Consider the following 15,608-nt stretch of genomic DNA (forward strand, 5'->3'; position numbering starts at 1 on the left):
AACAAAACAGGCTTCAATCAAAGATAAAGACTTCTTCTGAATTTTTTTTAATACTTTAAGTTTAAAATCAATGCTGTAATATTGATTCATTTTAGGCAAAAGACCTTCGTTACCATAATGCTTATAAAGGTTAATCCACTTTCTGAGATTACTCTCAGTAAAATTATTCTCTTTTGCAACTGAGCGAATTGAATAATTATTTTTTAGAACTTCCTGAACACAACGAAGTTTAAACTCATAATTATATTTTACTTTTCTTTCCATAAAAATGCCCCCAAATAGTGTCTAACTTTTTGGGGGCAGTTCAGAATGTAATATGCGTTTTAAGTTTTATAACAAGTTTACTTTTAGACTTTTCCTAAAGTATATAATTGTGTCATTGTTGGTGTTAAACTTCCACCGGCAGGCTCTAATGTAATCCCAAAAGCCTCAGCAGATTGCGTTTGATCAACAGCAAATATTTTCTGTGAATTTCCTTCAAAATTGTCAAGTAAACCAATGCTTGTTGGTGTTAATACAGGACTTAATTTTAAAGCCCAAACCTGATACACCATTCCTTTTGGAGGTTTTGGTAAACCCGCAGCATCAATATAAGTCGTTTTGGTATCTTTATTCCAATACACTTTTGCAAAAGAGTTTGGAGAAACAGCTTGTCCGCCCAGAGTTACAACAGTATTTTTGATATCTCTAACAATGGTTAAACTCTTCTCAGTTTGCTTATTTTGTTGATCTAAGAAAGCATAATCTTTTTCGATTTTACTCTTTTCAGTTCCAACAGTAGTAATTGCTTTTTTTGTTTTTGTAAGTTCTAAAGTCTGATAACCAAGACCTAAAAGCAATAAAACCGCTGCTGCCCAGCCCACATATTGCGTCCAGTTCGATGTTGGTTTCAAGTCGACTACTTTGCCATGCTTCAATTCCAGACGTTCTTTTATCTTCTCGAAATTTGCTACCGAGTGAAAAGGAGAGAAGCTAGATGATAAAGCCACAATCGCCTTTTCGATTGCAATAATTTCCTGATCCATTTCCGGATGTTTCTTCGCCATTTCGGCTATTTCTAAATTCTCAGCTTCGGTCAACAGACCAAAAACATATAGCTCTAGAGTTCCTGATTCAATATATTCTTGTGCTTCCATTAGATTTTTAAATAATTTCTTAAATCGTTAATACAGTTTCTGTTTTGCGTTTTGATAGTTCCCAGTGGCATTGCCAATTCTTCTGAAGCTTCTTGTTGGGTATATCCTTTAAAAAATAACAAATCAATAATTTCGATACATTTTGGTTTTAATTTTTTTACAAATTCTTGTATACCAATGGTATCAATTTTATTAACGAGTTTGTTACTGTCGTCTAACAGATTTACGAAATTATCTGATGAAAGGTTTTTTTGATTGTTATTATAATTTTTAGATCTCAGCATATCGATCGAAGTATTCCTGGCAATATTAAGGATCCAAGTGTAAAATCGCCCCTTACTTTCATTGTAAGAATCTATGTTTTTCCAGATTTTAACAAAAACTTCCTGTAAAACATCTTCTGCTTCTTCTCGATTTTTTATGAGAACATTAATTACCGAAAACAAACTTTTAGAGTACATATCATACAAATGGGTAAAAGCTCTTTCGTCTTTCTTGTAAATTAAAACTAATAATTCTTCTTGACTCATAGATTTAGTTTTTTAAAGCTTAAACAAAATTTATTAAACATTATTTCAATACTTGAGATAAAGATAATTTATTTTTTCTTTAAAATTAGATTTTTTTTAACAGTCATAACCCCATTAAAACAGGGAATTTTAAAAAAGTTTAATTTTTTTTCATTTTTTTAAAACCAAAAGCAATCCAATTACGTAGATGCTATTATAACAGAAAATTATTATTTAGGAAAATAGCAAAAAACGAAAAAAGAAGCTTTTCATTTGATTATTAGAGGCTTATTATAAACACTAAAACCACTTAATTTAACATTTGTTTAAAGAAGTGAATAAAGCAAAAATTCAATAAATAAAATTTAAGTGATGAGCAACATAACTAATTTGAAAATACTAATAGTTGGCTTAACAACGGTTCTTGCACTTAATAATTTTGCAAAAGACCGGTTTAGAAAAGAAGTCTTAGGCTATTGTGATATGTATACAGATGTTATGTCAAATCAAAATATAAATATAACTAACGTTTAAAAATATAAATAGTTGATGTCCTCGGACTTCCAAACGATTTTTTTTAGTATTAAAGAATTGCATACACTCAAAATTACACTCTTGTACCAATAAAAGAAAACTAGTCAGAATCAACGCCATAAAAGAAAAAATTGTAATTAAAGAGGAACTGAATTCATTAAAAAAAGCTCACAATAACCGAGGCATCAACTATAATTTAAGAGATTGCATAAAAGCACAATAATTAATTCATGGTTTGATTTGTTTGTATGGGGGGAAGCCTAACGTCTGATTAACGTTAGGCTTCATTTTTTAACTAATCTTTAATAAAAATAATGCAGGCAAAAACTTCTATAAAGATAGATTTTAACTAATTTTATAAAAAATTAAACAATGAAAAAAGTAATATTTATAGCTTGTAGTGTGGTCTTTTTCCTGAGTTCTCAACTTCAGGCACAAACAAGTAAAACTAAAGTATCTAAAACAGATAAAGTCATGACAAAAGAAACGATTTATCAATTTAAAGTACAAGATTTATCAGGAGATCCATTTGATTTTGCATCCTTAAAAGGTAAAAAAATCCTGATCGTTAATACCGCTTCAAAATGCGGATTAACACCTCAGTACAAGGATCTTGAAGCAGTATACAAAGAGTATAAGGATAAAGGTTTTGTAATCGTAGGTTTTCCTGCTAATAATTTTGCTTCTCAGGAACCGGGAACAAATAAAGAAATTGAGACGTTTTGCCAACAAAATTACGGTGTAACTTTCCCAATGATGGACAAAGTTTCTGTAAAAGGAGATGATATGTGTGAGGTTTACAAATTCCTTACTCAAAAATCTAAAAATGGTTTACAGGATTCTGAAGTAGAATGGAATTTTCAAAAATACTTAATCAACGAAAAAGGAGAATTGGTAAAAGTCATTAAACCTAAAACTTTAGTAACAGAACCAGAAGTTATAAACTGGATTAAAAGCTAATTTATAAGTATCTAAACAAAAAATCCACAAATTTGAATTTATCAAGTTTGTGGATTTTTTTTTATTCTAAATTGTTATTAATCGTTTAAAACAGTAATAATTCTCTTTTCTATTTCAGGTTCAGAATCAGAATGTCCGGCATCTTCAATATATAAGGTAGAATTTTTTAAAATACTATGAAATTCTTCCGCATATTCAACAGGACAAATAGCATCTTTTTTGCCATGAATTATAATTGTCGGAATGTTTTCTAACACATTACAATTATTCAGGATATAATTATCTTCAAGAAAACAATTGTTGCTTAAATAATGCGCTTCCATTATTGATAAAGAATGGTATGGGAATTCTTTTAATATCATTTCAATTTCATTTTCCTGAATTCCTTTTTTAAAAATCGATATTTCATAATACGCCCATTCATAGCAATAAAACTCTTTATTTTCGGGAGTTCCGTTAAGCATTTGATCAAGATAATACGCAGAAATACTAAGAGTACTATTTAAGGGAACATTGTTTTCAAAGCGGCTCCATTCTTTTGGATATTCCTTTTTAAGCCCTCCGCACACGAAGTGATCAATTGTTGGTTTATTGGCTAAGAAAAGTCCTCTCAATAAAAGACTTCTTACTTTTTCAGGATTCTGAATCGCAAATACAAGACTTAAAGCTGTTCCCCAGGAACCTCCAAAAACGTTTATACTGTCTATTTTTAAATAGGAGAGAAGCAAATTAATATCATCGACAAGATCTTGAGTTGTATTTTGTTCTATAGATGCAAAAGGTTTACTTTTTGAAGATCCTCTTTGGTCAAAAAAGATAATTTTATGTTTTTCAAAATCAAAAAAGCGCTTGTCTCTTTCTGAAAATCCTGCACCAGGACCACCGTGAACAAATAAATAAGGTTCACCATCTCCACAAACTTCATAATAAATTTCATGGATTTCATTAACTTTTAAATACCCTTTTTCTACGTTGTAATTATGTTTCAATAAGAATTTGATTAGATTTTTGTAGATTAGAAATAGTCGGTTTAGTTAAAACTACATTGATAATTACCTTAATATCAATTGCATAAGAACCAAATCCAGCCAGTGATCAAATTTGTAACCAACTTCTCGAATCGTTCCTGTTGCAACAAATCCAAACTTTTCATGAAAAGCAATACTTCCCGCATTATCAGCATCAATAGCGCCAATCATAACGTGAAAACCTTGTTCTTTGGCCAACCGAATTAATTCAATAAGCAGTTTAGATCCAATTCCTTTACCAATTACATTATCAACCACATATACAGAATGTTCAACGGTATATTGATACCCAATTTTCTCCCTGAATTGCCCATAACTCCCAAAACCAACGACTTCGCCATCTAAATCGGCTACAATAATAGGCAAGTTTTTAGCTTTTTTATCCTCAAACCATTTTGTCTGGACATCAAGAGTTTGAACATCATAACTATAATTTGCAGTAGTATGCAAAATAGAATGATTTACAATTTCCAGAATTTTTTCTAAGTCGTTTGTAGTTGCTGGTCTAAGAGTAAGGCTCATGGTTTTTGTTTTTTTCGCCGCGAATTCACTAATTGTAATCTAATATTTTTTATTTTAATTCGTGAATTCGTAGCTATTTTTTTTGATATTATTTAGTATTTAATTCAGCCAATAAAGTATCCACTTCTTTAGTACTCCAGGTCATTTCGGTACAGATTTCCTTGGCGTCTTTTGCGTATTGCAAGGCTAATTTTTTATCTTTTATTTTGTTATAAAGTCTTGCCAGAAGTAAGTTTCCATCATAAGAATCATTTAATTCTAAAGAATGTTTTACCCAGAAAATGGACTTTTTTAAACTCTCAGTATCAGAAATGTGTTTCAAATAAGTTTGCCCAATATCCTTTAGAAAACTCGCATCATTCCAGACCAATTTCTGAGTATCATCGAGAGTTACTTTTTTATAAAACTGCCATTTTTCTGTTCTTTCAGCTAAAGTTAAATCAAATTTAAAAACCAGAGAATCCGTTTTTTGCAATTTAATAGATTTCGCAACTTCCCTTTGTTTGTAATAGTTTATAGTGTCCAAATTATCGACATAAGGGCGAAGTAATTCCGTTACAATACTTTCTACTTTTCGATCTACACGATTTTGAGAAGCCACGGCAGCAAACTCTTTTTGATGTTTTAAAACATATTGAAATTCTCTCGATTTTATGTCCGTAACACCATTTGCAATAATACGCCAATTGGTTTCGCTAACCAATTGTTCATCAGATTGAGTATTAAGATAAATATGCGTCGGAATTGATAAATCAGTTCTGTCTTTTCCCTTTTTTAAAGTATTTAAATACGCAAAAAACTTAGTAGAATTGCTGGGATCATTCAGGAATTCCTTCTCTAAATAAGGCAATTGCATTCTCGAATTCAATGAGTATTTAACCTCAGTCATAAATTCCGGCGTTTTCATTTCGCCCTTTAAAGCATACAAAAGTGTTTCTGTATTTGGATCAATAAATAAGAAAGTAGGCAAGGATTTAGTATTATATTTGTCTTTTAGCGTGATTCCTTCTTCTTTTTCAATGTTTTTCCAGGCGCAAACATAGTTTTCCTTTAAGAAAGCCATCACATTTGGATCACTAAACACTTCTTTTTTCATTTGATTACAATGCGGACACCAATCGGCGTAAAGCATTACAAAAAGCGGTTTATTTTGCAGTTTTGCAGTTTCAAGCGCTGTTTTATAAGGTGTGTCATCCGGAACAAACTGATTTTGAGACTTTACAACTTGCAACGACAAAAAAAGAAGGAGTATAGAGAGAAATCGCATATGAAGATTATTTATATCAAAAATTAGCTTCTACAAATATATTCCCTTTTTCCAAAAGCAGCCTTAATATCTTCCTATTTATAAGTTAAATCCAACACGAAGTTTGTAACTTTGTAATATCAAAGAAGAGCGCTTAAACTTAAAGTGTTTCTTTAAAAAAGTAATACGCCATAAGAATGATTTACCCCAAAATACCGCTTGCACAAAGCATTATCGAAATTTTTTCTGCCAAAGGAATCAAAAATATCATAATTTCTCCAGGTTCTAGAAACGCACCATTAACCATAGGATTTGCCCAGAATTCAAACTTTAAATGTTACAGCATTGCTGATGAACGTTGTGCTGCATTTTTTGCATTAGGAATTGCACAGCAAACCAAACAGCCAACAGCAATTATGTGCACATCTGGATCTGCATTATTAAATTATTATCCGGCTGTAGCCGAAGCTTTTTACAGTCAGATTCCGCTGATTGTTGTTTCTGCAGATCGTCCGCAAAGCAAGATCGATATTGGCGACGGACAAACTATTCGTCAGGAAAATGTTTTTCAGAACCATTCCGTTTTCAATGCTAATTTAACCGAAGAAGCTTCTTTAGAGAATGATTTAAAAATCAACAAAGCCATTGAAACCGCGATACTTCAAAAAGGTCCCGTTCATATTAATGCACCTTTTGAAGAGCCATTATACGAAACCGTAGAAACACTTTCAGTTCAGCCAACAATTACAGATTTAGAAGAAATTCCAGGAATTAAAGCTATCGAAAATAGCGAAGAAATTATTTCAAAATGGAATTCAGCCAAGAAAAAACTAGTTTTAATTGGTGTAAACGAAGCAAATTCTATAGACGGGAAAATAATAGCAAATTTCGCAAACGATCCGTCAATTGTAGTACTTACAGAAACAACTTCAAACTTGCATCATCCAAGTTTTGTGGGTAGTATTGATACTTTAATTACACCATTTGAAGAGGTGGATTTTGAAGCATTTAAGCCAGAAATATTAATCACTTTTGGCGGAATGATTGTATCAAAACGAATCAAAGCTTTTTTACGAAAATACAAACCAAAAGAACATTGGCATATTGATACTTTGCGTGCTTATGATACTTTTAATGTTCTGACAAAACATTTTGTAATGCAGCCAAATGAGTTTTTCAATCAATTGTTGGCTGAAACTACTTTTGCAGAAAGTGATTATTTTTCGAAGATTGATAAAATTTACGATTTAAGAAAAATCAGAAGAGCAGAATATCTTGAAAAAACTGTTTTTTCGGACTTTAAAGTATTTGAGAAAGTAATTGAATCATTACCTGGAAATAGTCAGTTACAAATTAGTAATAGTTCAGCAATTCGATATGCACAATTAATAGATATTAATCCTTCAATTGAAGTTTTTTGCAATCGCGGAACCAGCGGAATCGACGGAAGTACATCAACCGCAATTGGAGCAGCCGTTGGAAACTCAAAACAAAATGTTTTTATTACCGGCGATATTAGTTTCTTGTACGATAGTAATGCTTTATGGAATGCTTACATCCCACAAAATTTCAAAATTATTTTGATTAATAATGGAGGAGGGGGAATTTTTAGAATTTTGCCGGGTCATGAAGAGAAACCTGTTTTTAATACATTTTTCGAAACCTCACATCATTTAACAGCAGAGCATCTTGCCAAAATGTACAAGATGAATTATTTTACAGCATCAAATGAAGATTCTCTAAAGGAAAATTTAGAAGTACTTTATAGCAATAATGATGCACCGGCAATTTTAGAGATTTTTACTCCAACTTTTGAAAATGATGTTATTCTAAAAAGGTTCTTTAAAGAATTGATTTAATTCCGTAAATAAAATAGTGTTAATTTTTTGTGTAATACTAAATATTTGTTTTAGATTTGAGAACTTAAAAAGTAAGAAAAATAATCTAAATTAATATTATGAGCACGAGAGAAGAGTTAATCAAAAAGTACGCATCAGATTTAAAAGATAAATGCGGAGTAACGCCAGACATGGATTTATTGACCAAAGTAACTATAGGTTGCGGACCTTCGATTTATCATGCAGATGCTTCAACAGTTGCAGCAACTCAACATACTGAAATAGATACTGTTAGAAAGAATTTTCTAATTAAAAAACTGGGATTGCCAGATGGACCAAATTTAGAAGCTGCAATCAATGATGTTCTTGCACAGTACGGACATTCTAATAAACACAAGTATAGAGCAGTAGTTTATTATTTACTGACTTTGCATTTTAAAAAAGAAAGCGTTTACAATAAATAATTTCTATTAATACAGATACAAAAAGCACCGTTATTGGTGCTTTTTATATTTTCTGTTCTTAACGAATTGGAACCGGAAACACGGGTAAACTTGCGTGACCTAACTCGTCTACAGTTTGTATAGCAAAAAAGTAGTTGTCTTTAGAATATGGCATTTCGGCTTTGGTATCTTTTACAAAAAACGTTTTTTCCCAATGCGAAGAAGCCGTTTCTCTCATTAAAATCTGATAACCATAAGGTGCTTTTCCTTCCGGAGCTGTCCAGAAGAATGCAGATGAATTAGAAAGGTTTTTAACTTCTATTCCTACACTTGTTGGCGCTTTTGGTGACCATGCTAAATTGGCCAGAGTCGCTAAATTAGAACAAGTGTTTTTTCTTAAATACTCAAAATCCATAAATTCAACTAAATCACCGTATTTAATGCCGTTTTCAGTCCTTATATCCTGATGTTGGTGATCGAAATTCTCATTCATTTCGCAAAAACGAACTGCTGTAAAGCCATTTTGACTAAACGGAGTATGATCGCCACCACGTAAAAAACGATCGTTTCTATATACTAATTTTACTTTTAATTGATCTACGTATTGCTCCGTAACCGTTTTAATGTAACGCGCCAATAATCTCGACGGACTATCATTTTCGCGACTTGTTGCTTTACGTATTTTGGCTTCGTCTTCGGTTTCTAAAAACGGAATCGTTTCACTAAAAACCCTAATCTGAGTATTGTCTCTTAAATTAGTTCCGCTCGATAAACTGTTACCAATCATATCATTATTAAGCATTGCCATGATATTCCAGTTCGATTCTTTTGCATTTTCAGCAAGATGACGAGCACCAATAAGCCCTTGTTCTTCACCAACTACAGCCACAAAAATAATAGTTGCAGAGAAAGATCTTTTACTCATTACTCTGGCCAATTCCAATACAGCCGCAACTCCAGAGGCGTCATCATTGGCGCCAGGAGCATCAGATTTTATATTCATGACATCAGAAACCCTTGAATCAAGATGTCCGCTTATAATAATAATACGATTATCAGTTGGGTCAGTTCCTTTAAGAGTCGCCATTACATTCCCAAGTTTACTGTCTTTGTTGATGCGTTTTCCGTCTGCCTTAACTTCAAAATAATCAATTTCAGCGGTTAATCTTCCGCCAGATTCCAAAGCATATTTATCAAATTCAGATTTTACCCATTGTTGTGCAGCGCCAATTCCTTTGGTTTTACTTTTAGTATCACTTAAAGTATGTCGTGTCCCGAAAGAAACTAGCTTTCGAACAGTAGTTTCAAGGTTTTCGGCTTTAATTTCGGTAATCATTTTTTTTATTTCAGGATCTTCTGCAACTTGAGAAAAGGTAATTTGTGTAAAAAATACAAAAGCAAATACAGAATAAAAAAAGGTCTTTTTCATTGATTTGGGATTAATTTAGATTCTCAAATTTACTTAAAAAAAACAGAAACCTTAAAAAGATGTTTTAGCTGATTTTATCTAAAACTTTTTTCGTTGTACCATTTTCAAACTTCGTACATTTGCACCTTAGAAACTCAGCTACTTTATAGCTTAGAACCTCAAGAATATGATTGAAATAGGAAAATACAATACCCTTATTATACTACGTGATACCAAAGTTGGTTTGTTTTTAGGAAATCCCGAAAAAGATCCTGAAGGAATTCACGACATTTTATTACCAAATAAATACGTTCCAAATGAATTTGAAATAGGCGAGGAGCTTATTGTTTTCGTTTATCTGGACCATGAACAACGCCCGGTTGCAACTACGCTGGAACCCTATATTTTATTGAATGAATTTTCGCTTTTAAGAGTAAATTATATCAATCAGGTTGGTGCTTTTATGGATTGGGGAATGGAAAAAGACATTCTTGTTCCGTTTAAAGAGCAAGCGCGCCCAATGGAAAAAGGAAAGCGTTACTTGGTCTACCTTTATATGGACGAAAAAACAAATCGCTTGGTTGCTTCAAGTAAATTGAACCAATTTTTAAGTAACGATCAGCTTACAGTTGAAAAAGGAGAAGAAGTTGATTTGATCGTTTCACATATTACAGAATTGGGTATCAATGTAATCATCAATGAGCAACACAAAGGATTACTGTACAAAGACGAAGTTTATGATGACGCTATAAGAACCGGAGACAGAATGCGCGGTTATATCAAAAACATTCGTCCTGATAATAAAATTGATGTTGCATTACAAGTACAAGGATATCAAAGTATTGAGCCAAATGCAGAAAAGATTTTAGACGAATTAAGAGCCAATCGTGGATTTTTACGACTAAATGACGCTTCACATCCTGAAGATATTAAAACGGTATTGAAAATGAGTAAAAAGACCTTTAAAAAAGCCATTGGGGCCTTATATAAAGACAAACTCATCGAAATCAAAGAAGATGGAATTTATCTGGTAAAAGAGGATAATTAAAAATAAAAAAACTTGCTACGAACTAGCAAGTTTTTTTATATTTTCACAATACTAAATGCAATTCATTGTAAGTTATGAGAAAAACGATCTGTTTAGGTTTTATGTTTTTGATTCTGTTTTCGTGTGAAAAAAATAAAAAAGATTTAAAACTTGAATTGCTAACCAATGAGATTGTTTGCGTTGAAGATGTTTATATGAATGATTTTCGGGAAGTTTTTTATAAACCAAATGCAGAATACGACAGCCTTTCAAAAAACATTCTTCATTATAAAATAACCAATATTTCAGATAAAAAATATTTTATAATGCTCAACGAGAATAATCTGGGAACTGTCGAGCGAGATCTTTATAGAGAAGCTTTAGGAAGAAAAGATTATACTTATAATTCGATTGGCTTTAGCATGTATAAAAAAGATTCTATTTTAGATGGAAGTTCCACAAGGGCTGAAAATATGTGCGTCAATGGTCTTGAACTAATGAAAATTGAAGAGTTAGATACTATAGTCTCTAAGTTTTTAAGAAAGAACCGAATTTTTAGAAAATACCAGCTAGAATATGTTAATGATATCGATGAATCATTACAAGGTTATTTTCTTCAGCCTGGAGAAACAAAATATTTTACTTCAGTAATTAATTTACCTTATAGAAATAATCAAAAATGGTTTTCGAATATTGACAAGAAGAAACCAAATTTAGGTTCACTTTCTTTAAAAAGTGATTCCAGTTTTATAAATAGAAGATTAAGTCAAGATCGAAAAAGGGAGATAAAAGAAAATGGATATATTGTATTTGACGGAACTATTTATTCAAAAAAAGTTCCGGTTAAATTAATACGTATAAAACACTAAAACAGGAAAGGCTGCTCATTACAAGCAGCCTTTCCCTTTTTATTCTAGTTTTAAAAAAAATTGTAATTAAAAAAAAACAGAAATAAAATAAATTCGAATCCATTCAAAAAATAATAGCTTTATAAATTTTAGAAATTACTTCCTGAAACGGTATGTCTTTAAACAATATATACATTCATATTAAAAGCAAAAATTTAAGTTCACGGCTAGTCCATTTGGTTTGATAAAATAACTTATAGAAAGTTTTAGTTAGCATTTTTTCCTCTTTTCGTAATCAATTTGATACTAATTACTAAACAATTCTAGCGTTTAACCTTAGGTGTTACTATTTCCTTTTTGAAGTTTCAACAAATGAATAAATCATTTGCCCATTAATCACAGGTTTATGAATAAAAACCGTAAAAAAATGAGCGACAAATTTTTTAAATTTTCTCAAAAAAATCATTTTTTAGGTTAATAAATCAGTGAAAGAAAATCAATCTTACATCAATGAAATAAAATGTATCTCATTGATTTCTAGGCTGTAAAATTAGATATTATTTTTTAAAACTAATGTTAAAAAATGTTATTTTTTGTAAGTAAATCCCAATTGTTAACATTCAAAGTAATTTTAGTACAGACTTAAACCAAATTGAGTAGGTAAAAATATAAAAATGCTTTATTTTTACACTATTATTATTTAAAATAAAACAAATAGAAATGGATTGGATTACTGCCAGAGAATTTGAAGATATAACCTATAAAAAATGTAATGGAGTTGCGAGAATTGCTTTTAACAGACCAAATGTTAGAAATGCATTCCGTCCTAAAACAACTTCAGAATTATACCAGGCTTTTTATGATGCTCAGGAAGATACCTCAATTGGGGTTGTTTTACTTTCTGCCGAAGGACCGTCGACAAAAGATGGTGTATATTCTTTTTGCAGTGGAGGAGATCAAAATGCTCGCGGACATCAGGGTTATGTTGGCGAAGATGGTCAGCACCGTTTGAATATTCTTGAAGTACAGCGTCTGATTCGGTTTATGCCAAAAGTTGTCATTGCAGTTGTTCCAGGTTGGGCAGTTGGCGGCGGACATAGTTTACATGTCGTTTGCGATATGACTTTGGCAAGTAAAGAGCATGCAATCTTTAAACAAACAGATGCCGATGTAACTAGTTTTGATGGTGGTTACGGATCTGCATATTTGGCCAAAATGGTAGGACAGAAAAAAGCACGCGAAATTTTCTTTTTAGGAAGAAATTATTCAGCTCAGGAAGCTATGGACATGGGAATGGTAAATGCCGTAATTCCTCATGACGAGCTAGAAGCTACAGCTTATGAGTGGGCACAGGAAATCCTGCAAAAATCACCAACTTCTATAAAAATGCTAAAATTCGCCATGAATTTAACTGACGACGGAATGGTTGGACAGCAAGTTTTTGCCGGAGAAGCAACTCGTTTAGCATATATGACCGAAGAAGCTAAAGAAGGAAGAAATGCTTTCTTAGAAAAAAGAAAACCAAACTTTGGCGAAAATAAGTGGCTTCCATAAAGAAATAAAAATAGTTTCAAGTTTCAGGTTTCGAGTTGCGAGACCAAAACTTGAAACCTGAAACCTGAAACTTTTGCACATTTAAACAAAAAAATATAATGAAACATTGGATTGAAGCCGCGAGATTGCGCACATTACCTTTATCAGTTTCCGGAATTATAGTAGGAAGTATATACGCCTTATCAAACCCAACAGAAACAATCAATACACCAACAGAAGTATTTAGTTGGAAAATTTTTGGTTTCGCATTATTAACAACGCTAGGTTTACAGGTTTTATCCAATTTTGCAAACGATTATGGAGATGGAGTAAAAGGTACCGATAACGTTGATAGAATAGGCCCAAAAAGAGCTATCCAGAGTGGTGTTATCACACCACAAGCCATGAAAAAAGCGATTATTATTACAGCTGTATTGACATTATTATCCGCTATAATTCTAATTTATTTTGCTTTTGGAGAGAGTAATTTCGGATATTCAATCTTCTTCTTATTATTAGGAATCGCTGCAATTGTTTCCGCTATTCGCTACACAGTTGGTAACTCAGCTTACGGATACAAAGGTTTAGGTGATGTATTTGTTTTCATCTTTTTCGGACTTGTAAGCACATTGGGTGTTAACTTTTTGTACTCAAAAGAAGTAGATCCATTATTAATTCTACCGGCAATTTCTATTGGTTTATTGAGCGTTGGCGTTTTAAACCTGAATAATATGCGCGATGAAGAATCAGACAGAAAATCAGGAAAAAACACAATCGTAGTTAAAATGGGCGGAGCAAAAGCTAAGATTTACCACTTCACATTGATTATTACAGCAATGGTTTTGGTGCTTCTTTTTGCTTTTTTAAGCGATTATAACTTCGATCAATATTTATTTATATTGGCTTTTATACCTTTAACTAAACATTTAATTACGGTCTATAAAAACCAAAATCCTAAGCTATTAGATCCTGAATTAAAAAAACTGGCACTTAGCACATTTTTACTTTCAATATTACTAACAGTATGTATGATTTCATTGATTTCAGACATTATTGTTAACCTCTTTTTAGGAGGCAGATAAATTAAAGTTCAACTTTAAAATTTTACAAAAATGAAAATCACATTTTACGGACACGCTTCATTAGGCATCGAAGTTGGAGGAAAACACATTATTGTAGATCCTTTCATTACAGGAAACCCACAAGCAGCGGCAATTGATATAAATACATTAAAAGCAGATTATATTTTGCTTACACACGCACATGGCGACCATGTTCTTGACGTTGAAGCTATTGCAAAACGTACCAATGCAACAATTGTTTCAAATGCCGAAATCGCAAGTTATTACGCACAAAGAGAATTTAAGGCGCACCCAATGAATCACGGCGGAAGCTGGCAGTTTGACTTTGGAAAAGTAAAATATGTAAGCGCAATTCACTCCAGTTCTTTCCCTGATGGAAGTTACGGCGGAAATCCGGGAGGTTTTGTTATCGAAGGCGAGCACAAAAATATCTATATTGCCGGAGATACAGCATTGACAATGGATATGAAGCTAATTCCGTTGCGTACAAAACTGGATTTGGCAATACTTCCAATCGGTAACAATTTTACAATGGATGTTGAAGACGCTATTATCGCCTCAGATTTTGTAGAATGCGATAAAATCTTAGGATATCACTTCGACACCTTTGGCTATATAGAAATCGATCACGAAGAATCAATTCGTAAATTTTTCGACAAAGGAAAAGATTTGATGCTTCTTGAAATTGGAGAATCAATCGAATTATAAAAAAATGGCTATTTTAAGAAGAATAATTGCCATCGTGAGCAAAGTTAAATTTGTTATCCTGAGCGAAGTCGATTGTCATCCTGAGCGTCCCGACGCTTCGGGAGAAGGAGGAGCTAATTCCGCTTTCGGCTATATCTTTTTTTGAGGCAGGAAAAAAATGCCTCAAAAAAAGGATACCGCCTCAAACGAAGTTCACTGAACTCCTTTGAAAATAAATATTAAGTGAAGTAATCGGGGCTAAAAACATCTTTACGTTTATAAAAGAATGGAAGAAATTAAATTTATTTGTGAGTGTTGCGGTCAGGAACATGTAAGCTGGCCTGCATTAACATACAATTCTCCAAGTAGTTATCACAACCTTTCCGATCAGGAAAAAGAAGAAATAGCCGTAATCGATCAGGATTTTTGTGTTATAAAACATTCAGATCAGGTGGTACATCGCTTTATCAGATGCGTTTTAATTCAAAAAGTGAATGATCATTGTGAAGATTTAGAATACGGTTTCTGGGTTTCATTAAGCGAAAAAAGCTTTGAAGATTATCTTGAAAACTTCGATAACGAAAATCATGAAACGCAATATTTTGGATGGCTTTCCAATTATATTGCCCAATATCAATTCTCAAACAGTATTCCAACCACAGTAGTTACCAAAAGCGGTAACGAAAGACCTGAAATTTTTCCGCATCAGGATTTTGATCATCCCTTTGTAAAAGATTATTACGAAGGAATCACAAAAGTAGAAGCCGAAGAAAGAATTAGGGAAATGTTAAAAAATTAGGCTTGAAA

At 32.3% G+C, this 15,608-nt stretch carries 16 protein-coding genes; 9 read left to right on the forward strand and 7 right to left on the reverse strand.

Features of this window, described 5'->3' with window-relative positions:
• The 3 genes from CHB81_RS23300 to CHB81_RS23310 all read right to left on the reverse strand — a co-directional run.
• A partial coding sequence (locus CHB81_RS23300) for a transposase (protein WP_141130449.1) occupies positions 1–264 on the reverse strand: 264 nt, incomplete at its 3' end.
• Positions 265–347: 83 nt separating this feature from the next.
• Complete coding sequence (locus CHB81_RS23305) at positions 348–1,136, reverse strand: anti-sigma factor (protein WP_089354233.1); 789 nt, start codon at positions 1,134–1,136, stop codon at positions 348–350.
• Entirely contained in the window at positions 1,136–1,666 is a 531-nt protein-coding gene (locus CHB81_RS23310) for an RNA polymerase sigma factor (RefSeq protein ID WP_089354234.1), read from the reverse strand. Before CHB81_RS23310 ends, CHB81_RS23305 begins: the two co-directional genes overlap by 1 nt.
• Positions 1,667–2,551: 885 nt before the next feature.
• Between CHB81_RS23310 and CHB81_RS23315 the strand changes: the two genes are divergently transcribed.
• Positions 2,552–3,139, forward strand: coding sequence for a glutathione peroxidase (locus CHB81_RS23315; RefSeq protein WP_089354235.1), 588 nt, complete (start codon positions 2,552–2,554; stop codon positions 3,137–3,139).
• A gap of 77 nt (positions 3,140–3,216) precedes the next feature.
• On the opposite strand, the gene pip is transcribed toward CHB81_RS23315, so the two are convergent.
• The 3 genes from pip to CHB81_RS23330 form a co-directional block, all read right to left on the reverse strand.
• Positions 3,217–4,128, reverse strand: coding sequence for a prolyl aminopeptidase (gene pip / locus CHB81_RS23320; RefSeq protein ID WP_176427575.1), 912 nt, complete (start codon positions 4,126–4,128; stop codon positions 3,217–3,219).
• Positions 4,129–4,191: 63 nt separating this feature from the next.
• Positions 4,192–4,689 (reverse strand): GNAT family N-acetyltransferase, encoded by a 498-nt coding sequence (locus CHB81_RS23325; RefSeq protein ID WP_089354237.1) that lies wholly within the window; start codon positions 4,687–4,689, stop codon positions 4,192–4,194.
• 88 nt (positions 4,690–4,777) lie between these two features.
• Positions 4,778–5,956: a thioredoxin family protein gene (locus tag CHB81_RS23330; protein ID WP_089354238.1), complete on the reverse strand. Its 1,179-nt coding sequence runs from the start codon at positions 5,954–5,956 to the stop codon at positions 4,778–4,780.
• 176 nt (positions 5,957–6,132) lie between these two features.
• On the opposite strand from CHB81_RS23330, the gene menD reads away from it, so the two are divergent.
• Together menD and CHB81_RS23340 are read left to right on the forward strand one after the other, a co-directional pair.
• A complete protein-coding gene (menD, locus tag CHB81_RS23335) occupies positions 6,133–7,794 on the forward strand; it encodes a 2-succinyl-5-enolpyruvyl-6-hydroxy-3-cyclohexene-1-carboxylic-acid synthase (RefSeq protein WP_089354239.1) in 1,662 nt (553 codons plus the stop codon).
• Between the two features lie 98 nt (positions 7,795–7,892).
• Positions 7,893–8,237, forward strand: coding sequence for a DUF2853 family protein (locus CHB81_RS23340; RefSeq protein WP_089354240.1), 345 nt, complete (start codon positions 7,893–7,895; stop codon positions 8,235–8,237).
• A gap of 58 nt (positions 8,238–8,295) precedes the next feature.
• Here CHB81_RS23340 and CHB81_RS23345 read toward each other — a convergent pair whose 3' ends face one another.
• Positions 8,296–9,645 carry a M20/M25/M40 family metallo-hydrolase gene (locus tag CHB81_RS23345; RefSeq protein ID WP_089354241.1) on the reverse strand — a complete coding sequence of 450 codons (1,350 nt, stop codon included), beginning with the start codon at positions 9,643–9,645 and terminating at the stop codon, positions 8,296–8,298.
• 166 nt (positions 9,646–9,811) lie between these two features.
• Here CHB81_RS23345 and CHB81_RS23350 point away from each other — a divergent pair, with 166 nt between their 5' ends.
• From CHB81_RS23350 to CHB81_RS23375, 6 genes are all read left to right on the forward strand, one after another.
• Positions 9,812–10,672: a S1 RNA-binding domain-containing protein gene (locus CHB81_RS23350; protein WP_089354242.1), complete on the forward strand. Its 861-nt coding sequence runs from the start codon at positions 9,812–9,814 to the stop codon at positions 10,670–10,672.
• Positions 10,673–10,746: 74 nt separating this feature from the next.
• The gene (locus tag CHB81_RS23355; RefSeq protein ID WP_089354243.1) at positions 10,747–11,520 is read left to right on the forward strand and encodes a hypothetical protein; all 774 of its coding nucleotides are present in this window, start codon (positions 10,747–10,749) and stop codon (positions 11,518–11,520) included.
• Between the two features lie 699 nt (positions 11,521–12,219).
• Positions 12,220–13,053: a 1,4-dihydroxy-2-naphthoyl-CoA synthase gene (locus CHB81_RS23360; RefSeq protein ID WP_017498510.1), complete on the forward strand. Its 834-nt coding sequence runs from the start codon at positions 12,220–12,222 to the stop codon at positions 13,051–13,053.
• Positions 13,054–13,151: 98 nt separating this feature from the next.
• Positions 13,152–14,114 (forward strand): 1,4-dihydroxy-2-naphthoate octaprenyltransferase, encoded by a 963-nt coding sequence (menA, locus tag CHB81_RS23365; RefSeq protein ID WP_089354244.1) that lies wholly within the window; start codon positions 13,152–13,154, stop codon positions 14,112–14,114.
• A gap of 30 nt (positions 14,115–14,144) precedes the next feature.
• Positions 14,145–14,822 carry a metal-dependent hydrolase gene (locus CHB81_RS23370; RefSeq protein ID WP_089354245.1) on the forward strand — a complete coding sequence of 226 codons (678 nt, stop codon included), beginning with the start codon at positions 14,145–14,147 and terminating at the stop codon, positions 14,820–14,822.
• Between the two features lie 265 nt (positions 14,823–15,087).
• Positions 15,088–15,600, forward strand: a complete 513-nt coding sequence (locus tag CHB81_RS23375) for a DUF2199 domain-containing protein (RefSeq protein ID WP_089354246.1) — start codon at positions 15,088–15,090, stop codon at positions 15,598–15,600.
• Positions 15,601–15,608: the final 8 nt, after the last annotated feature.

Source organism: Flavobacterium sp. ov086, from assembly GCF_900187965.1.
GTDB lineage: Bacteria > Bacteroidota > Bacteroidia > Flavobacteriales > Flavobacteriaceae > Flavobacterium.